Below are 20,330 nucleotides of genomic sequence, written 5' to 3' on the forward strand. Positions count from 1 at the left end.
CAACAGCAAGCAGATTGGAAAACATGAAAAAAAATCAATTATCATCCATGGTTTCATCCATGTTTAAAATCGGCGCGATCGGATTCGGTGGCGGGACAGCACTGATTCCCGTCATTGAAAACGAGATCGTTGAACATTCAAAAATCGTAACAGAAGAAGAATACAACAGAGATGTCATGATAGCCAGTATCACCCCAGGCGCACTTCCTGTTGAGGTTGCAGCCGGGATCGGCAGAGAGGTTGCCGGAAACAGAGGAATGATAGCAGGTGCCACCGCAATGGCTCTGCCCGGTGCTTTTCTGACACTCTTTTTACTTGTACTTTTTTCCGGTATGAGTGATGCCATGCGGATTCAGCTTGGCTTCCTTTCTGCCGGAATTTCTGTTTTTATCATCTATCTTTTGATACAGTACGTGATCAATACGCTTAAACAGGCAAAAAACACAAACGAAGCTGTACTCTACTTTTTTATGATGCTGGCAGTCTTTGCCGTATCAGCCGAAAAAAATATATATCATCTGTTAGGGATATCTGCCACACCGGTATTCTCTCTGTCTGTCGTGCAGGTCCTTGGCGCAGCATTTTTTGTAATTCTTTTTACCCGGGGACAGCTGCGCATGGCAAAACGCAGTGTACCGGCGCTTGTGATCGTCTTGATCTATTTTCTGTGCGCAGGGAAGGCGCACGTCCTTCCTGCTGCCTGGAAGACGCCTGTCTCACTATTGATGACTGCTCTGGCACTTATCGGCTTTGTACAGACCGTTGCAGCCGCAAAGCACCGCAGAGCGTTTCCTGCAAAGAAACTGTCCGGCGCCATCGCCTCATGGCTTGTATTTACTCTGGTTTTATCGCTCCCGGCGATCCTTTTGACCTTTGATACTTTTTCGTTTCTCGGAAACGGCTTTCTCTCCTCCATTATGTCATTCGGCGGCGGAGATGCCTATCTTTCCATTGCGCAGGGTATGTTTGTAGAGACTGATCTGATCAGTCATTCTGATTTTTACGGAAACATTGTCACAGTCGCAAATGCGCTTCCCGGATCCATCCTGTGCAAAATCCTGACCGGAGTCGGATATTACCTCGGTTATGGTCTGAATCAGTCCGTATGGGACGGTATCTCTATGGCACTGTGTGGATTTGTCTGCAGCGTTGCATCCTCCGGAGCGATCTATACCCTCGTTTGGGCAATCTATGAAAAATATGAAAATCTGCGGATCTTTGCAACGATCAAACATTTTATCCGTCCTATCATATCAGGACTTTTGATCAACGTTGCACTTTCCTTATATATTTCCGCTATTCTCGCCCCCCTTCAAAACGGGCGTCCGACAGTACCTACTCTGGTCATTACAGTCTCTGTCGTTACCGGTATGTTTTATCTTTCTGGTAAACAAAAACACTGATTCTCAAATTTCTCTCAAAATCCTCTTATATAATACCTGTATCATACGGATTATAGAAGGGGATTTTTTATGTCTACTGTATTTTTACATATAGGTCTTCCTAAAACAGGAACGACCGCGATCCAGAATTTTTTACGCACAAATGATGAGGCCCTGCGCCGTCGCGGAATCTGTTTTCCTGATCTTGGTTTTTCTTATCCAGAGATCCATTCTAACCGTAACGCACATTTTCTTGTTTCATCCTACGACGCACCGTCACAGATGTCTCACTTTACTCCAGGCTCTGACTATACCTCAGGAATCGAACAGCTCGCCAGATTGTCCAAAACATATGATACAATCCTTTTAACAGATGAGCTTATCTGGCGTGTCTGCAATCAGCACGCTGATTTCTGGCCAACAGTCAAAGAAGATTTCTCCAGACACGGCATGGAGCTTAAGGTGATCGCCTACCTGCGCCGTCAGGATGAATTTGTACAGTCCCGCTATCGCCAGCGCATGAAAGCAGGCGAAACCTTTTCTTTTTATGAGTTTCTTGACCAGCTGCGCTCGCACAACTACCCGCTCGACTTTTATGCCGCTGCGCAAACAATCTCCCGCGCCATCGGAAGGGAAAACCTGATCCTGCGTATCTATGAACAAAAACAATACCAGGGGATACAGCATACACTGATCTCAGATTTTCTTGATATTTTCGGTTTGTCTATTTCAGACGATTTTATTGTGGAGGATAAGCTCTTCAACCATTCTCTGCATGGCTCTTATCTTGAAATGCGCCGTCTGCTCAACGCCCTGCCAGGAAATGTAAAAGGCACACCCACGCTGACGCAAAGCATAAAAGAAATTCAGGAAGCCAACCCTTATACACAAAAGCAGGAAAAACAGACGTTATTTCTTCCAGGTGATCAGCATACTTTTCTGGAGCATTTTGCTGATTCTAACGCCCAACTTGCCAGAGAATATTTTGGCAGAACAGATGGCTCTTTATTTTACACTCCCCTGCGTGAGCTTCCTTATGAAAAAACCAGTACTGAAGAGCTGCTGCGCGATGCTCTCCTTGTCTATGGACGCGCATTCCAGACACTCGACCGGCAAAATAAAGAGCTGAAAATGCGGACGGAAAAGCTGGAAAAAGAACTGAAAAAGAGCAGTCTGGCAAACTGCGCCAAACAAACAGTAAAAAAACTGATCGGACGGAAATAACCACAGCCATGTTCCCGACATACTGCTAACGTATGGTACAAAAAACATGGCTATACAAAATAAGCGGGCTGCCGCAAACTCTTGCACCGAAGATCCATCGACGCAAATGTTTGCAGCAGCCCGCATGTTTTATTCAACCCGCAACAGTTTCAGATGTTTTTATTCTGGCGCAGATCCCTACTTCACCCGATTGTAATTGATCAGACATCCATCCAGTATGATCTGTCTTTCATCATCTGTCATTTCTCCGAGTCTCAATGTAAATTCTTTCAGCGCCCCATCCTTTACCACATAAGCAAAAATCTCTGTCGCCTTGTTCTGCACCGCAGCACGGATGCCCGGGACGAACAGATAATCCTTATTTGAAAACGGCAGCCCGCCCTCCTCGATCAGGAACGGGAGCATACCCCAGTTGATGAGATTGGAGCGATAGCGCTTTGTCGCATATCCATTCGCAATATTTGCCCATCCGCCAAGCACCTTCTGGCAGGACGCAGCCTGCTCTCTGGCAGAACCGTCTCCCGGCTTTACTGCAAAGATCGTACTGCCTACTCCCGTATTTGCTTCGGAAACATCTGCAAACTGAGATACGCCTCGGAGCACGCCGAGTACCTCTGCAAGCTCCGGAAGAGCTGCCTCCATACTTTCGCCGGCTTCACGCGCCTTCTCTGCCTTCTGCACCTCTTTTGCCAGTCCTACATACGCCGGATCTTTTCTGGAGAGCGTAAACTCTGCAAGACCAAGCGGATTGGAGCGATAAGAAGAGGTTTCGCCGGACGGGATCAGCTCATCTGTAGTAGTCACAGGATCATGGATCTCCGATACGACCTTTAAGATCAGATTTTCCGGCAGTTCTGCCATCGCCGGCCAGTCCTTGATATTTGGTCCGAATTTGATCTCCACAGACGGATCAGCCACGCCGTGACTGTCAAATACGCGGTTCGCATAAATACTGCTGTCAAAGAAATACTTTGGCTTTCCATAGGTTGCGTCAATATCCGTTGCAGCCGTAAGATAGCCCTTATTTGCGGCTGTGGCTGCGATCGAGCGCGCATCCATGAGCGCAACTGATGCGATCTGTCCGCTCTGAAGCTTTGAGCCCTCCCGGTTCGGGAAGTTTCTCGTTGAGTGGCGGATACTGAAGCCATTATTTGCCGGCGTATCTCCCGCGCCGAAGCACGGTCCGCAAAATGCTGTCTTTACGACTGCTCCGCTCTGGATCAGATCTGCCAGACGTCCGTTTTTCGCCAGCTCCATATAGATCGGCGTACTTGCCGGATACACACTGAGCGTAAACTCATCCGCACCGATAAATCTGCCCTTGAGAATATCTGCAGCATCACAGATATTTTCAAAACCGCCGCCCGCACAGCCGGCGATGATCCCCTGGTCTACATACAGTCTGCCGCCGCGCACCTTATCCTTCAGTGTAAAATCAACGGCTCCGTCAAGGCTTACCTTCGCGCGTTTCTCTACATCATCCAGAATATCCATCAGATTCGCATTCAGCTCCTCGATCGTATAGGTGTTGCTCGGATGGAACGGCATTGCGATCATCGGACGGATCTGACTTAAATCCACCTCGACCATACCGTCATAGTATGCTACCTCACCCGGGTTCAGTTCCTTATAGTCCGCGCCTCTGCCGTGGATCTCATAAAACTCTTTGATCCTGTCATCCGTCTTCCAGATGGAAGAGAGGCAGGTCGTTTCTGTCGTCATGACATCCACACCAATACGGAAATCTGCACTCAGATTCTCTACGCCCGGCCCGACAAATTCCATCACCTTATTGTTTACATATCCATTGGCAAACACAGCTCCGATGATAGCGAGCGCCACATCCTGCGGTCCTACGCCCGGTATCGGCTTGCCAGTCAGGTATATACCGATCACACCCGGCATATTGATATCGTACGTCTGTCCCAGCAGCTGTTTTACAAGCTCCGGTCCGCCCTCTCCCATGGCCATTGTGCCAAGCGCGCCGTACCGTGTATGAGAATCTGATCCAAGGATCATGCTGCCGCCGCATGCAAGCATCTCGCGGGCAAACTGATGGATCACTGCCTGATGAGGCGGTACATACACGCCGCCGTATTTCTTTGCGCATGTCAGACCAAACATGTGGTCATCCTCATTGATCGTGCCGCCTACCGCACAAAGAGAATTGTGGCAGTTTGTCAGCACATACGGCACCGGGAACTTCTCGAGACCTGACGCCCTTGCCGTCTGGATGATCCCGACAAACGTAATATCATGAGAGGTCAGCTTGTCGAATTTGATCTTCAGCTTCTGCATATTGCCAGAAGTATTGTGTGACTTCAGAATCGACCACGCGATCGTATTCTCTGCAGCTTCCTGCCTGGACGGCACGCGCTCTCCAAGTCTGCTCTTTAACGCTTCTGCCGCGTCATCTGTATCACTGATGATCTGTGTCCCGTTCAACAGATACGCGCCTGTGTCATGCAATTTGATCATTGAATTATCCTCCCTGTAGTAAAATTAATACATTCCCGGGATACAGGAGACTCCTGCTTTCCCATATTACAAGAAAAGGCTGCCGCAGTTTACCGCAACAACCCCTTTGTTCTTCTCTCTAGCTGATCCTCAATATAAATTTCTGCGCTTCCTTCTCGCTGTTTACCCGCTCGATCTCAGCACCCAGACTTTTCAGCTTTTCTTCAAACTCTTCATAGCCTCGCTGGATATAGACAATGTCATCGATCGTAGAAATCCCCTCTGCCGCCAGAGCCGCGATGACAAGCGCTGCTCCTGCACGCAGATCCGGCGCTGAAACGCGTGCGCCCTCCAGCTTCTCCACGCCTGTGATGATCGCTGTATTTCCTTCTACACGCACATTTGCACCCATACGCGCAAGCTCGTCCATATATTTAAAGCGATTTTCAAAAATGCTCTCCGTCACGATGCTCGTACCCTTTGCCAGTGCGAGCGTCACACCGATCTGCGGCTGCATATCTGTCGGATACCCCGGATACGGAAGCGTCTTGACATTTGTGCTGCCCAGCCGTTTTGATGCGACTACGCGGACTGCATTGTCAAACTCCTCTACCTCGCAGCCGATCTCCAGAAGCTTTGCTGTCGTTGCCTCCAGATGCTTCGGAATCACATTTTTTACCATGACGTCACCCTTTGTGGCAGCTGCGGCAAACATAAAGGTCCCCGCCTCGATCTGATCCGGAATGATCGGATACTCCGTCCCATGCAGCTTCTGTACGCCGCGGATACGGATCACATCGGTACCTGCGCCCTTGATATTGGCGCCCATGCTGTTTAAGAAGTTCGCTACATCGACCACATGCGGCTCACGCGCACAGTTCTCGATAACTGTGTATCCCTCTGCCATAGCCGCTGCCATCATGATATTGATCGTAGCTCCTACCGAAACCGTATCAAGGAAAATATGTGCGCTGTGCAGATGCTCTGCCTCTGCGATAATAAAACCGTTGCGGATCGTGACCTTTGCGCCAAGAAGCTTAAAGCCCTTCAGGTGCAGGTCGATCGGCCTGCTGCCAATATTACAGCCGCCCGGAAGCGGTACCTTTGCCCTTTTGTATTTTCCAAGAAGCGCACCGATCAGATAGTACGATGCACGGATCTTTTTGATATATTCGTAGTCAACGCTGACTTCGCCAATATGCGCGCTGTTCATACGCACAGAATGGCTGGAAAGACGCTCGACCTCTACGCCGATGCTCTCCATTGCCTCTAAAAGCACATTAATATCTCGAACATTGGGAAGATTCTCGATCTGGACGGTATCATCTGTCATGATCGCAGCCGCAAGAATCCCCAGTGCAGCATTCTTTGCTCCACTGATCTCCACTTCTCCCACAAGTGGATTCCCACCCCGGATAATATACTGTTCCATAAAACACCTCGAATGTTCCTGATTAATATCTATACAATTCCCTTATCAAAACGCCAGTATCCGCGGGCGCTGTGCCTGTTTTGATACTGCGATCCTGTGGTCAGTCTAAAACCAATACGGTTTCAGTATACCACATTCTCCTCATTTGTAAATGAAAATTCATACTCCGTATATAATTTCGTCACATTGCCAGTATGTTTTTTCACGGATTTTCGCGTTTTTTCTGATGTTTTTATACGGAACGTGTCATTTTTTTCGTTTTTTTCTCCGCACACTATATCCAAAACTTCCGACTTTTTTCCCCAGACCAAAATATTCTCCATGTGAATATACGATCGGATCCGCCTTGTTTAAGCAGAATTTTCCACTCTCATCCAGATATTTGTCGTCAATATCCACACCGAGCACCTCTGCAATAAACATATGGTGGGAACCCAGCTCCAGGATCTGCTTTACGCGGCATTCAATATTCACCGGGCTCTCTTCAATATAAGGAGCGTTTACATGGACAGATTTTCCCGGCGTCAGCTTCATTTCCTGAAACTTATCCGTATCCCGTCCAGAACGCACCCCGCAGTAATCTGCCGCACGCGCAAGCTCCTGCGTCGTCAGATTGATCACAAACTCTCCCGTTTTCTTTATAATGTCATAGGAATAGCGCTCCGGCCTTACTGAGATTGATACCATTGCCGGGGAGCTGCAGATAGTCCCTGTCCAGGCAATGGTGATAATGTTTGGCTTTTCTCCCGGTCTCTGACAGCTTACCATGACTGCCGGGAGCGGATAGAGCATATTGCCTGCTCTCCAGCTTTCTCTTCCCATTTATCTTCCCCTTCTTTCTTACAGTTGGCTGATCGCCATCATAAATGCCGGCACCAGCTGCTTCTTTCTGGAGACAACACCCGGAAGGTCCACGCAGCCGTCCTCGCCGCTGCCCTGATGAAATGCCTCCTCAACAAGCTCTCCTGATTTTTTTCCGAAGCACAGCAGCTGTGTGGACTCGCGGATAATATTTGTCAGCATAAAAAATATCATATCCATATCATCCTTTGCGTGTACCTCGCGTATGTAGGGCAGGAGCCTCTGCTTGATATTGTTCAGCTCTTCCGCGTTCATGGATGTGATCTGACCGATCCCGATATTAAAGTCCCCGAATTCAAACCGCTTGAAGTCCTGATACAGGATTTCCTCTGCGGTCTTTGACTTCAGATCACTGCCTGCTGCAAACATCTTTTCCGCATAAGACTCGCACTCGATACCTGCGATTTTTTCCAGCGCTCTTGCCGCCTGGATATCCATTGCCGTACATGTCGGGGAACGAAATACCAGCGTATCAGAGATGATCGCACTGCATAAAAGCCCTGCGATGTTCTCCGGGATCGCAATCCCCTGCTCCATAAAGATCTGGTAGATGATCGTTGCTGTGCATCCCACCGGCTGATTGCGGAAATATACCGGAGACATCGTCTCCAGAGAGCCAAGCCTGTGGTGATCAATAATCTCCATGATCTCCGCATCCAGCACATTATCAACCGCCTGCGTCACCTCATTATGGTCGACGAGGATCAGCCCTCTCTTATGCACACCCAACAGATTTCGCCGGGAGATCATGCCGACATACTGCCCGGAGCGGTCAAGGATCGGGAAATCGCGGTAGCGTTTTTTGGACATCGTATCGCGGATCATTTCCGTATAATCTGCCAGCCGGAATGTAACCAGATTATCTTTTTTCATAAAGAAATCCACCGGCATGCTCTGATTGATCAGCCTTGCGACTGCATACGTATCAAGCGGCGTCACGATGATCGTACAATTGCGCTCCTGTGCCAGACGCTTGATCGTGCGGGATACCGGAGCGCCCAGACAGACTACGATACAGCCTGCCTGCATCTCGATCGCGCAAAGCTGAGATTCATACCGGTTCCCCAGCACGACCATATCATGCTCCTCGATATACTCCTCCATCACATCTGGATTCGCCGCTGCAATGACGACCTTTCCTTTATCAAAATACCCTTCCGGATCACCGACGATCATCTCTGCATCCAGCGTCTCGAGAATATTTCGATACGGTGTTTTTGCCACCGACACGATCGCGCTGTCATACTCTTCCATGTAAGATTTTGCGATATCATTTGTCGTGATGACGCCTTTCAGCTGATTCTTTTCATTTGTGATCGGCAGTGTAAACACATTCTGCGTCATCATCAGGGTCCAGGCATGCTTCAGAGAAATATTGCTCAGTACACCCGGGACATTTCGTATATCCATGTCCTTGACCCTCGTACCAATGTTCTCAAGAAGCGCTGGCGTCTCCACTCCGAACCGCTCCAGCACGTACTGCGTTTCCGCACTGATCTGCCCCGCTCTTGCCGGCACATACTGGTGATTCGGGCAGATCTGATCCTTCAGATACGCATAAGCGATCGCCGAGCAGATCGAATCCGTATCCGGGTTCTTATGACCTACCACGTAAACCGTACGCCTGGTCGGATGGCCAAGCCCCGCCTCATCCTTTCTTTCCTCTATCTCCATCAGTTTTTCTCTGTCTTCCATCTTTTCCTCCAAACAGTCATCCTTTCCCCCACTCATCCAAATGTCCCGCATGATCAGACTCCCCCTGCTCAAAGCTTCCTGATCCTACGCTGTTTCCAGTGCGATTTTTACCATATCGCCAAAGCTCGACTGGCGCTCCTGCGATGTCGTAGCTTCACCTGTGACAAGGCTGTCAGAAATCGTACAGATCGCAAGTGCATGCTTCCCGCAGCGCGCCGCATTCATATACAGAGCTGCTGCCTCCATCTCAACAGCAAGCACTCCCATCTTCTGCCACAGAGCTGTAGTCTGCGCATTATCATTATAAAATGCATCCGAAGACAGCAGATTACCTATTTTATACCGGATCCCTCCCATGTCTCTGATCACGGAAACTGCCTTTTCGAGCAATTCATAGGAAGCGGTTGGCGCATATGTCCCGGGCAGACCAAACTGCTTCGCATAATTTGAATCCGTGCATGCACCTATGCCGAGCACAACGTCGCGAAGTGCGAGGTCCGGCTGCATCGCTCCGGCTGTCCCCATACGGATAATATTTTCCACATCATAAAAATGATACAGCTCATACGAATAGATACCGATCGACGGCATTCCCATCCCGCTTGCCATGACGGAAACACGCTTGCCTTTATACGTTCCGGTAAATCCATTTACGCCGCGCACCTGATTCACCAGAACCGGTTCATCCAGAAATGTCTCTGCGACATACTTTGCCCGAAGAGGATCTCCCGGCATCAGGACTGTTTTTGCAAAATCTCCTGCCTTTGCCTCAATATGAGGTGTTGGTGTCTTTCCCATATCCATTCTCCTTTCTCATATTACCTGTTATCTTTTTCAATTTTACTACAATTCCATAGGAAAAGGAACCATTTTTTGTCAAAATATACTCAGTCGCTTTACCACGTTACATGTGCAAATCGCACAATTATTTTTCCTTCCCTTTTACTTTTTTGTCATTTTTACTGATTATTTATTGTTCGTTCATATTTTGTTCACAAGTGCCTGTTATATTATAATCAGTTCTTGAGAGAGATTCTCAAACCTAAATTGATAAATTTTTTCATAATAGCCTCCGGTGTACCAGACGCCGGGGGCACTCCTCATTTTAGAGGAAATTCTGCAAAAAATCTGCCATCCATACAAAGCGCCTTGCTGCGGTGCCATGTATGGATGGTTTTTTATCTGCGCCAGGCTATCCTTCCTGCAGGATCTGTATCTCAAGATAGTCGAACTCGATCTCCTCTATAAAGCTGTCCTGATAAAATCTTGCCTTGCTGTGTCTTTGGAACTCCGCTACTGTCATATCCAGCCAGATCGGCTTCCCCAGATCAAAGTCTGCGCATATCTGCTCCAGTCCCCGAAAAATCTTATGGGTACGCGTATCCTCGCTTTCTTCTTCATATACCGTATCACAGACCATGCGGCTGTCCTTCCATATCTTTCCCCATAAACGAAACATCATTCTGGCTCCTTTTCTTCCTTCACTGTCCTGTCAGTTTAAAAATGTGTACACAAGGCTGGATATCGAAGCAATCCTGTCGATCGCCTGCGACTTGCTCTCCCAGTCACTTGAAAGCACCACGAGAATATAGTCACACGTTTCACCGAAAATGATCGCCGCGTCATTCTCTGTTGTCTCCATTTCTCCTGTTTTGTTCCCGCACAGTACACCCTCCGGGAGTCCTGCCGGTATTTTATAGCGGGTATGCTGATTCAGCAGCATCTCCTCGATCTCATTTGATACGCTGCGGCTGCCCCACTGCCTCCGGTAAATATCCTCCAGCAGCCGGCCGCAGTCCTTTGCCGTTACCTGATTCGAGCGCTCACTGTCCATGACCGTTTCCGGGTCACTGAAGCCATTATACTCTATGGTCTGACTGCTGTATTCGTTCTCCCGGATAAATGCGTTCACCCGGGCGATGCCTTCCCCATAGCTGGAATCCCCCAGCATATATAAAAGCTGATTGGATGCAGTATTATCACTGACTGTGATCATCTGCTCCATCAAAGACATGACCTCCTGCGTCCGTTCCAGCTCTCCCTTTTCTATCGCGTCATAAACCGTTCCCATGATAAACAGCTTCATCACACTGGCGGACTTCATCGGCTTGTCATTGAGCACAAAGCTCTCCTGTGTCGTCAGGTTTTTAAAATAGACAGACCACTCCCCATCATATGACGCAAGCCGCGTCCTCAGCATCGTCTCAAGCATGGCAGTCGATCTGCTCTCCTTCCCCGCCATCAGCTCTCCATACGGCACCCTTTCAAACTGTTCCTGCGGATAGACGGGATGTACGCCGTGGATCTGCCGCATATCTTCCAGTGTATAGAGCTCCAGACGGAGCGTTTCACTGTCGTCCTGACTGTCATCGCGCTCCAGTACCATCGGATATCGGAATCCCTCCGGGAGCAATGTCAGAAAACGATGTGCTTCCCGTGCGCGCTCCTGCTTCTCCTGTACTTCCCCGTCGCTTTCTGTTTCCTGCTGCCCGGCTCCTTCTGTCTGTTCTGTCTCTGATTCTTCTGTCTTATCTGTATCTCCGAATATGATCTCTCCCGGCGTCCCCTCCACCTTCAGCATCAGGTCTTCCAGACTTCGCTTCGCCTTTGCCGCTCCCGTATCAGGCAAGACAAAAAAAAGACCAGCTGCCATAAGTGCAGTCCCCATCATAAGCGGGAAACAGACTCTGCCCGGAGCATTCCTTCTCTTCTTTCTTATTTTCTCTGTTTCTTTCATTCCTTATCCTCATTTGCTTTGCAGCTATCGTGGTCGTTATTCGCCGCTCCCGATGAACAGGCTGCGCCTGTTCCCGCTCGCTAATGCCCATCATACCATATAACCGTCCTCCTGACACGCTTTTTTTCATTTTTGACCTTCCCTTTTTTTCCCTCATATGCTACTCTCGATGATAGAAGCTGTATACAGCAAACCAGAAACGGAGGTATTTTCCATGATCGAGAAAAAACAGACTGGTCTCATCCATATCTACTGCGGCGATGGCAAAGGCAAGACCACCACTGCAATGGGACTGTGCGCCCGCGCTGCCGGATTTGGCTATCGCGTGCTGATCTACCAGTTTATGAAAGATAATTCAACAAGTGAACGGCAGGTTCTGCAGCTTTGCAGCAATATCACCTTTGTAGACGGACTTTCCTCTGAAAAATTCAGCTTTCAGATGACTCCGGAAGAAAAGGCGCAGCGCAGGCTATATTATGCCGAACAGCTTTCCCTCGTGACTCAAAAAGCCTGTCAGGAAAATTACGATGTACTTTTTCTTGATGAAGTCATCTACACGATCGGCGCCGGGCTTCTTGACGAGGCGCTCCTGCTCGATTTCCTGCAAAACAAGCCAGAGCACCTTGAAGTCATTCTGACTGGCCGCAATCCCGGCGAAAAGCTTCTGCATATGGCAGACTATGTGTCCGAGATCCATAAGATCAAGCATCCCTTCGACCGGGGACTGCCTGCAAGAAAAGGGATTGAGCGGTAAGCCCAATCCCTTTTCTTATCCGGCATCTGCAAACAGCTCCATGCACCTGTCGTTTCCGCCAAAAATGTAGTTGTACTCCAGAATATTGTACTCATTTACCCGTTCAAAATACGGGGAGCTCTCATCGTCCAGCTCATAAAAATCTCCGTCACTGGTCCAGTAGCCGCCTGCCGCAAGCACCGGGATCTCCTCGCTTAGATCCAGCAGATATTCCTGATAACCGGTCATCGGCAGATCCAGCCGGTCTGCCAGGATACTGTAGAGATAATTCAGACTCGTTTTCTCGATCACCTCTTCTTCAATATCATAGTTCGCCCAGGCAATGAACGGCACCTTATACTTTTCCATCCGCTCCTCGGCAGTCAGGGTCTCTTCTTTACCGATCAGATGCTCATACGTCGCCGTCCCCAGACTCGCCTGATGATCTCCAAACATGATCACGACTACCGGTTCCTCCCGTGTTGAAAAATACTCGATCAGCTTCTGGAACGCTTCGTCGGACGTCCGGATCAGATTTGCGTGCTGCTGTACCTGGAACGTATCAACATCCTCATCCTTTACCTTAATATTTGTCTTGAGGTTCTGCACATTCGAAGATGTGTAGCCCCCGTGATTCTGGATCGTCACATTATAGCACAGCAGCGGATCATCACTCTGCGCCACATGCTTTTCAAACTCCCGTATCACGCGGTCATACAGCGCCTCATCTGATATATATCTGCGGATATATCCGGCTGACATAAAATGCTTTCTGTCATAATATGTATCAAACCCGATCTGAGGGTAAACGATATGTCTTCTGTAGTTTGTCCCGCGATACGGATGCATGGCGAGCGTGGTGTAGCCTTCATTTTTAAGCTGAGAAGCAAGAGAGGGCATATTGCCACGCACAAATACATTAAAGCCAACCGATGTCTCCGGCAAAAAGCCCATCGTATTTCCGGTAAGAAATTCATACTCTGAATTTGGTGTGTTTGCACCGAATATCGAGGCGTATGCAGTCCCCTTTATCGTATTTTCTGTCAGTCCGTGGATAAACGGCATGCAGTCCTCAGAAAAATCAAGTCCCTGCCCTATATCCGAATAATCTGCAAAGGATTCATTCATGATCACCACAAGATTCGGTGTACTGACTTCTCTGTCCTCATCTGTGCCAATGTACTCCTCTGCAATTTCCTGCGCATGCTCCACAGAATATCCCTCTGGTTTGTCAGCAATCATATAGAAGCACGTACATAACGTGGTGAACAGCATATCATACTGCTTGTACCGCAGCTGATGCGTAAATCCGCCGGAACGGATATCGTGATCCTCCAGGAAAGAGGTCCGGCAGCAGATATGATAATATGTTCCCGCAAAGATACACCAGATGCACAGAAGGATCACGCGCACCTTCCAGTGGAACGGGCGAAATCCACGTATCTTGCAGCTTATTATACAGATACCCACAGTTAAAAACAGTTCCATAAACATGAACCAGTCCAGTCGGTACTCATAGCTCGATACGACCGTCATTGCCGTGTTGATGGAGAACAGATCCCCTCCGGAAAGCGCCATTCCGCGAAATTCAATGACAAAGCAATTTGCGATACCCAAAACGGCTACTGCTACGGCAGGCACGATCACTGCGGCGCGCAGGCTTCCAAAGAGGATCAGCACTGCGGCTGCAAGCAGATATAAAAACCAGAAAGTAAAAAACAAAGCGATCCGGTTCAGCTTAAAAAATTCAATATGAAATTTTTCTGCGTTTAAATACAGCAGAGAAAAATAGATCGCAAACGGCGAAACCGCAAACCAGACCCATGCGATCACGCGATTGCTCTTTTCTGAAATCCGATTCGGTATCAGGCACAGCGCGATCAGGACTGTCGCACATACGATCATCGCATACGTCCTGCTGCTCTCAAACAGCGCTGTACCGCCGTCCTCCCCGCTGTAGTATTCGGGATGCAGACAATACCATACCAGAAGCCCGCCTACAAGCCCTGCTCCAAGGATCCGGCAGACTGCCAGCCAGATCTCTTTTTTCTTTTTTCTAAAAAAGCTGCTTTCCGGAGATGCAGCCCCGTTTTCTTGTACCTCTTCTTTCTTTTGTACTTTCTCCTGTATTTCTTCCTGTATTTCTGACATATCTTTCCTTCTCTTCTAATCGTAAAACTGCCCGGGTCGATCCGGTGTCCAATAACAGCAGAGATGCCATGGGACAGTTCTTCTGCCCACAGCATCCCACACATACTCCGCACAGCTCTCCCGGTTCTGTACGGATCCTGTTCTATTGACCACCGCCTGCCCGCTTTCGGGCAGATTTCTTTTCATTCTATCAGACATATTCTGCTTTCGCAAGAGCGTTTTTCTGTGTTTTTCCGCTCATTCTCTGATCATGGCAGAAATCATGACAGAAATTCCTTCAGCACCTCCCGGAGAATCCTCTCCTGCTCTGCAGGATCCATCTGCCGCAGAAGCTCTGCATTCTTCTCCTTTTGCGCGGCAGCTGCCGTTTCCTGCGTGCCCGTTTTCAGCCGCGCCAGATTTTCTTTCAGCTGAAGCTTCTCTTTCTGCGCTCTTGTCTGCGCAGCAGCCGCCTCTGCACGTGCCTTACGCTTTGCCCTGCGCCCTGTCTCCACCGAAACGATCGGAGATGCAGCTGTTTCGGTCTGCTCATCCTCTTCCTGCGTTTCACTGTAATCCCGTACTGCTCCGCTGTTTTCCAGATAATCCGTCAGTCTTATTTCCAAATATTCTCTCTGATATCCCGTATCTGAAATCCCATAGGCTGCTGCCATAAGAGCTGCTGCCAGCGCTCCCATCCAAAAATACGCATTTCCTGCAGTAAGCGCTGCTCCGCCGCGTACCAGATAGACACTTCCGGCTGCCGCACACAGCATACTCACCACCAGGCACTCTGCGCCCAGACGCTTCCAGCTGTGCAGGCTCATTCCCCAGAAACGGTATTCCATCACACTTTTCTGGATGAAGGCACGTACATCCCCTACCTTATCATTCAGATGAGAACAGTATTGAAAACGCTGCCGAAGCTGTTGGAGAAATCTCCCGTCCGGTTCTCCTGTATTTTTTGTATCTTTTATCAGTTTTGCGTAAATCTGTTTTAACATGATCTGGCTGGCAACGCCGACCGCACAGGCTGCCGCAAGTAAGTAAAGTAATAAATTTCGATCCATGATGAACTGTAACATTTGGAATCCCCCTTTTTGAAAAATGTATGAGTTCTGCAATCCGGAATCCCGGACGGACACATTTTGCGTCCGCGACGGCGCCTGTCGCCGCAATCGCTCAAGTATCGCCATTATAGCCGGAAAAAAATCATTTGCAAAGCAAAATCGTTCGACAAATTCGCTTTATTTCCGCCTTTTCCAAACTTCAAAATCTTTCTGGGGGAAGGAAAAAATCATTTTGAACCGCAGACATTCCTCAAAATTTATTTCCTTTATAATCCGTCTGAGCGCTTCACAGATCCCGGTCGCCCGGCAAAGCGCCCGCTCTTTATCACAATCTCGCCAGCAGTCCCTCCACAAGCCGGATACAGTGCGCGGCTGCTTTCTTCTCAAAGGTCGGATAATCTTCTGAGGCGCTGTCATCCGCCTTGTCGGAGATCGCCCGGATGATCACGAAGGGAACCTGATTCAAATAAGAAGCCTGTGCAATGGCCGCCCCCTCCATTTCTGTGCAAAAACCGTGGAACTGCTCTGCAATATAAGTCTTTTTCTCCCTGTCTGCCACAAACTGATCTCCACTTACAATGCGTCCGCGAAATACCGAAATCTCAGGATTTACCTCCTGACATACCCGTTCTGCCAGATCCGCCAGAGACTCATCTGCCGCAAAGGAAAAGACGTCCATCTGCGGAATCTGTCCAGGCTCATATCCAAACTGTACTGCATCCATGTCATGATGGACCACATCTGTTGAAATCACGATGTCTCCAATATCGATCTGCGCATTCAGGGATCCTGCAATTCCAGTATTGATCACCGCATCTGCCCCAAATTCATCTATCAGGATCTGCGTACATACTGCCGCATTGACCTTTCCAATGCCACTTTGTACAACAACCACTCTTTGTCCTTCTAATATCCCTTCGCAAAACTCCATGCCCGCCTTTTTCACTTCCCGCACGATCTGCATATCCTGCTTCAGACCTGCGACTTCAATATCCATGGCTCCTATGATACCCGTCACTTTCATTCGTTTTCTCCATTTCTTCTTATAAGTTTTCGTAACAGTTCAGCCACCCGCCCGGATCAGCTGCTTTCTGTTCCTTCCTGTGCGCTCATGCCGCTGCAGACTTTCTTATTATAGCAGTTGTACCGCCGCCCCGTCTATATGCGGGGGATCTTTTTCCCCATCTACTTTTCTTTCACAGGCTATTGATTCTCTCCTCAAAAAAAGCTATACTTAGGACATTACAAAAAGATTTCAGCCAACAGGCACAGGAGGAATGATTATGTTATCATATAAAACAAAGGGAGTCTGTTCTCAGGAGATCCGCTTTGAACTGGATGGAGATACCATCAAGCACGTAACCTTTATTGGAGGCTGCTCCGGAAATACACAGGGAGTTGCCCGCCTTGTAGAAGGAATGACCGCACAGGAAGCAATCCGCAGACTGGAAGGGATCCAGTGCGGCCCCCGTCCTACTTCATGTCCGGATCAGCTCGCAAAGGCATTAAAGCTTGCCCTGGAGCAGAATCAGTAAATCCAGCCATATTTTTAGCGGCTGCATGCGCAGCGGAATCATTCCGCATTGCCTTGCAGCCGCTTTTTATTTCTGCCCATCTGATCTGTCTCCTACCAGTAAATAGTGATCAGATAAAAGTTGTCATCCGTATGATAACGATAGTTCCACGTATCTGTTCCATTTATTTCCATCAGATACTGTCCGGCATCCTGCAGCAGTTCCCGCTCAAACAGCTCATATTTTGCCTCATCATATGCCTCCTGATCTGCGAACTTCAGCACAAGATTCGGCTCCGCATTCCAGACGGACTGCATGACAGCCTGATAGATTCTGTCATAATCAAAAGATTCATAATAACAGCCATTTAGCCGGTAATAATTATAATCATCATAAATACACTCTGGAAGCTTCATCGAATCATCCGGCACATGTGTCTTAAACAGATCCATTTCTGTACAGCACAGATAATTATAATTCTTCAGATTTCCCTCTGACCGCTCTCCGACCTGATTCGCAAAGACCGGATCTCCCCACGTAACATCCACATAATAATACCTGTCATCGATGCGGACCATATTCCAGCCGTGATCGCCGCCGTCTCTGATCTGCCCGGTTATATATGTACAAAACAGCCCCATCCGGTGCAGGATATACTGAAATGCCTTGGAATACCCGGCACACACAGATGTATGGTACAGCAGCGCACTCTGTATATTCTGAGAATCTGCGCTTCCGTTCTGATACTCGACCGTATCGATCAGGTACTCATATACATATTTTATTTTCTCATATTCAGATGCCTCCGGTGAAATCCCGCGGATGCACGCATCTGCCGCAGCCTCCAGCTTTTCCTTCATAGAAGGACGCGCCTCCACCGGTACTGCTGCCTCCAGCGTATAGGATACAACCTTTCCGATCAGCCCCGCCTCCTCTACCTGCACACTCGTCCCCAGCCAGAATATTTCCGGATGATCCGCCAGGACAGCATAATAAACCGTCCAGAAATCCTCCACGCTGACGGAAGAAAACACACTTCCCGAATCCTCATTCTGCATCATGTGCACATACATCTCCCGGTATACCTCTCTCAGGTCATCCCTCAGCTGCGCATAATGATATTCTTCTATTTCCGAAACGATCCCTTTTTCCAGTGCAGCCTCCTCCCAGGTCGTAAGATCTGCCCCGGAAAGCTGATAGCCGGCACGCTGTATAACCTCGTATCCCCCCAATGCAAATACTGCGGCCACGCACAGAGCCGCTGCGGCGCACCAGACTGTGCGCCGCAATATCTTTTTTATCTGAAGCTTTTTCATAAATCCTTTCTTTCCCATCTGTCACACAGCGCATGGATCTCTCTTGTAAATTTATCGAGATCCTTATTGGCGCCGCCTTCATTCTGACGGATCACACCGATCAGGCGCTGTCCCGCTGCCAAAAGCCGTGCAAATGTCTTTGTCACCTTCGCTGATGCGGCAGTGACCGCCTCTGCTTTCTTTCGTACCGGCTCCGGCTCTGCTGTGATCCTTCCTGCTGCCAGGTCAAATTCGGCTCCGGAATACGGCGCATACGTATCAAGCCCAAGCTCATCTCTGAGACGGTCTGCAAAAACCTCGCATACCGTATCCTCCCCGTGTACGATAAATACCTTCCGGGGCTTTTCCAAAAAAGCGCTGATCCAGCGGATCAGTCCATGATTATCTGCATGGCCGCTGATACCCGGAAGCCGGCATATCTCTGCCTTTACATCGATCTCCTCACCAAACAGCCTGACGCTGTCCACACCGTCAAGCAGCGCGCGCCCCAGCGTACCGACTGCCTGATAGCCTACAAACAGTATCGTAGATTCTCTTCTCCACAGATTATGCTTTAAGTGATGCTTAATGCGCCCCGCATCACACATTCCGCTTGCCGACAAGATCACCTTGGGCCGCATATCTTCATTGATCGCTCTGGAGTCATCGCTGGTAATAGACGTCTTCAGTCCGGCAAATCCGATCGGATTGATCCCTTTTTGCAGCAGCTCCAATGCCTCTTCATCGAAGTCATTGAACATATGCTCGCGGAAAATCCCGGTCGCTTCATTTGCAAGCGGGCTGTCGACCCACACCTCGAATCCGTCGTGCCCTTTGACCATGCCATTTTGCTTGATCTGACGGATAAAATAAAGCATCTCCTGTGTGCGCCCCACTGCAAAGGACGGTACTACTACATTGCCGCCGCGGTCAAACGTCCGCTGTATCACTTCTGCCAACGCTGTCGCATAATCTGCCGGCGCATCATGGCTTCTGTCCCCGTATGTCGACTCCATTACCACGTAGTCTGCATGCTCAATATACTGAGGATCACGGATCAGCGGCTGGTGCAGGTTCCCGATATCACCGGAGAACACAACTGTCCGCTCTGTACCATCCTCTCTGAGCTTTACGATGATAGAGGAGGAGCCCAGCAGATGCCCTGCATCTACAAACCGAATCTGTATCCCGTCAGCGATCATGATCTCCCTGTCATATTCACACCGTACAAAACAGGAAAGCACCCCGATCGCATCATCCATATCATACAGAGGTTCTACCGGTTCACGTCCGGCTCTTTTTCCCTTCCGGTTTTTCCACTCAGCCTCAAACATCTGGATATGTGCACTGTCCCGAAGCATGATCTCACAAAGATCTGCCGTGGCTGTTGTCGCAAATACCTGACCGTCAAATCCGTTCTTATACAAAAACGGCAATTTCCCCGAGTGATCCATATGCGCATGTGTCAGCAGCACCATGTCGATCTCTGCAGGATTCACTGGAAGATCCATATTTTCAAATGTATCCGGGCCCTGCTCCATCCCGCAATCTACCAGTACATGTTTTCCGCATGCATCCAGCAAAAAACAGCTTCCTGTCACCTCGTGCGTTGCACCCAAAAAAGTAAGCTTCATACCATGCACCCCATTTCTTTTTGAAAATATAACAAAAGAGCCCCTCTTTTTTCTTTATTTTATCATCCGTCCGATAATTTCTCTACACAAAAATCAAAAGATTTTCTAAAGATTTTTTAAAATGGTTCCTTTGTCTTTCTTTCTATTTTATGATGAAGCCACAGTA

The 20,330-nt window shown here is 48.8% G+C and carries 16 protein-coding genes; 4 read left to right on the plus strand and 12 right to left on the minus strand.

Going from position 1 to position 20,330, the window contains the following annotated elements:
- Positions 1–23 precede the first annotated feature (23 nt).
- Together QOX44_RS04385 and QOX44_RS04390 are read left to right on the plus strand one after the other, a co-directional pair.
- Positions 24–1,403 (plus strand): chromate transporter, encoded by a 1,380-nt coding sequence (locus tag QOX44_RS04385; RefSeq protein ID WP_283681537.1) that lies wholly within the window; start codon positions 24–26, stop codon positions 1,401–1,403.
- 69 nt (positions 1,404–1,472) lie between these two features.
- Positions 1,473–2,606, plus strand: a complete 1,134-nt coding sequence (locus tag QOX44_RS04390; protein WP_283681539.1) for a hypothetical protein — start codon at positions 1,473–1,475, stop codon at positions 2,604–2,606.
- A 177-nt stretch (positions 2,607–2,783) separates the two neighbouring features.
- Here the strand turns inward: QOX44_RS04390 and QOX44_RS04395 are convergent, their stop codons facing one another.
- From QOX44_RS04395 to QOX44_RS04425, 7 genes are all read right to left on the minus strand, one after another.
- On the minus strand, positions 2,784–5,084 hold the full coding sequence (locus QOX44_RS04395; protein WP_283681542.1) for a hydratase: 2,301 nt from the start codon (positions 5,082–5,084) through the stop codon (positions 2,784–2,786).
- 118 nt (positions 5,085–5,202) lie between these two features.
- Positions 5,203–6,495: a UDP-N-acetylglucosamine 1-carboxyvinyltransferase gene (locus tag QOX44_RS04400; protein WP_283681543.1), complete on the minus strand. Its 1,293-nt coding sequence runs from the start codon at positions 6,493–6,495 to the stop codon at positions 5,203–5,205.
- 246 nt (positions 6,496–6,741) lie between these two features.
- A complete protein-coding gene (locus QOX44_RS04405; RefSeq protein WP_283681545.1) occupies positions 6,742–7,317 on the minus strand; it encodes a flavin reductase family protein in 576 nt (191 codons plus the stop codon).
- A gap of 18 nt (positions 7,318–7,335) precedes the next feature.
- Positions 7,336–9,030, minus strand: coding sequence for a putative manganese-dependent inorganic diphosphatase (locus tag QOX44_RS04410; protein ID WP_283681614.1), 1,695 nt, complete (start codon positions 9,028–9,030; stop codon positions 7,336–7,338).
- Between the two features lie 105 nt (positions 9,031–9,135).
- The gene (deoD, locus tag QOX44_RS04415) at positions 9,136–9,849 is read right to left on the minus strand and encodes a purine-nucleoside phosphorylase (protein ID WP_283681547.1); all 714 of its coding nucleotides are present in this window, start codon (positions 9,847–9,849) and stop codon (positions 9,136–9,138) included.
- Between the two features lie 394 nt (positions 9,850–10,243).
- Entirely contained in the window at positions 10,244–10,510 is a 267-nt protein-coding gene (locus QOX44_RS04420) for a hypothetical protein (RefSeq protein ID WP_283681616.1), read from the minus strand.
- Positions 10,511–10,543: 33 nt separating this feature from the next.
- On the minus strand, positions 10,544–11,788 hold the full coding sequence (locus tag QOX44_RS04425; RefSeq protein ID WP_283681549.1) for a serine hydrolase: 1,245 nt from the start codon (positions 11,786–11,788) through the stop codon (positions 10,544–10,546).
- Positions 11,789–12,002: 214 nt separating this feature from the next.
- Between QOX44_RS04425 and QOX44_RS04430 the strand changes: the two genes are divergently transcribed.
- Positions 12,003–12,542 carry a cob(I)yrinic acid a,c-diamide adenosyltransferase gene (locus tag QOX44_RS04430; protein ID WP_283681550.1) on the plus strand — a complete coding sequence of 180 codons (540 nt, stop codon included), beginning with the start codon at positions 12,003–12,005 and terminating at the stop codon, positions 12,540–12,542.
- A gap of 15 nt (positions 12,543–12,557) precedes the next feature.
- On the opposite strand, the gene QOX44_RS04435 is transcribed toward QOX44_RS04430, so the two are convergent.
- From QOX44_RS04435 to QOX44_RS04445, 3 genes are all read right to left on the minus strand, one after another.
- The gene (locus tag QOX44_RS04435; RefSeq protein ID WP_283681551.1) at positions 12,558–14,672 is read right to left on the minus strand and encodes an LTA synthase family protein; all 2,115 of its coding nucleotides are present in this window, start codon (positions 14,670–14,672) and stop codon (positions 12,558–12,560) included.
- Between the two features lie 260 nt (positions 14,673–14,932).
- The gene (locus tag QOX44_RS04440; protein ID WP_283681553.1) at positions 14,933–15,736 is read right to left on the minus strand and encodes a hypothetical protein; all 804 of its coding nucleotides are present in this window, start codon (positions 15,734–15,736) and stop codon (positions 14,933–14,935) included.
- A gap of 310 nt (positions 15,737–16,046) precedes the next feature.
- Positions 16,047–16,745: a 5'-methylthioadenosine/adenosylhomocysteine nucleosidase gene (locus tag QOX44_RS04445; RefSeq protein ID WP_283681555.1), complete on the minus strand. Its 699-nt coding sequence runs from the start codon at positions 16,743–16,745 to the stop codon at positions 16,047–16,049.
- Between the two features lie 259 nt (positions 16,746–17,004).
- On the opposite strand from QOX44_RS04445, the gene QOX44_RS04450 reads away from it, so the two are divergent.
- Complete coding sequence (locus QOX44_RS04450; RefSeq protein ID WP_283681557.1) at positions 17,005–17,256, plus strand: TIGR03905 family TSCPD domain-containing protein; 252 nt, start codon at positions 17,005–17,007, stop codon at positions 17,254–17,256.
- Between the two features lie 92 nt (positions 17,257–17,348).
- Here the strand turns inward: QOX44_RS04450 and QOX44_RS04455 are convergent, their stop codons facing one another.
- Positions 17,349–18,551, minus strand: coding sequence for a transglutaminase domain-containing protein (locus QOX44_RS04455; protein ID WP_283681558.1), 1,203 nt, complete (start codon positions 18,549–18,551; stop codon positions 17,349–17,351).
- Positions 18,548–20,164 carry an MBL fold metallo-hydrolase gene (locus QOX44_RS04460; protein ID WP_283681561.1) on the minus strand — a complete coding sequence of 539 codons (1,617 nt, stop codon included), beginning with the start codon at positions 20,162–20,164 and terminating at the stop codon, positions 18,548–18,550. Before QOX44_RS04460 ends, QOX44_RS04455 begins: the two co-directional genes overlap by 4 nt.
- Positions 20,165–20,330 lie beyond the last annotated feature (166 nt).

It is taken from the genome of Parablautia sp. Marseille-Q6255 (genome assembly GCF_951230155.1).
GTDB lineage: Bacteria > Bacillota > Clostridia > Lachnospirales > Lachnospiraceae > Choladousia.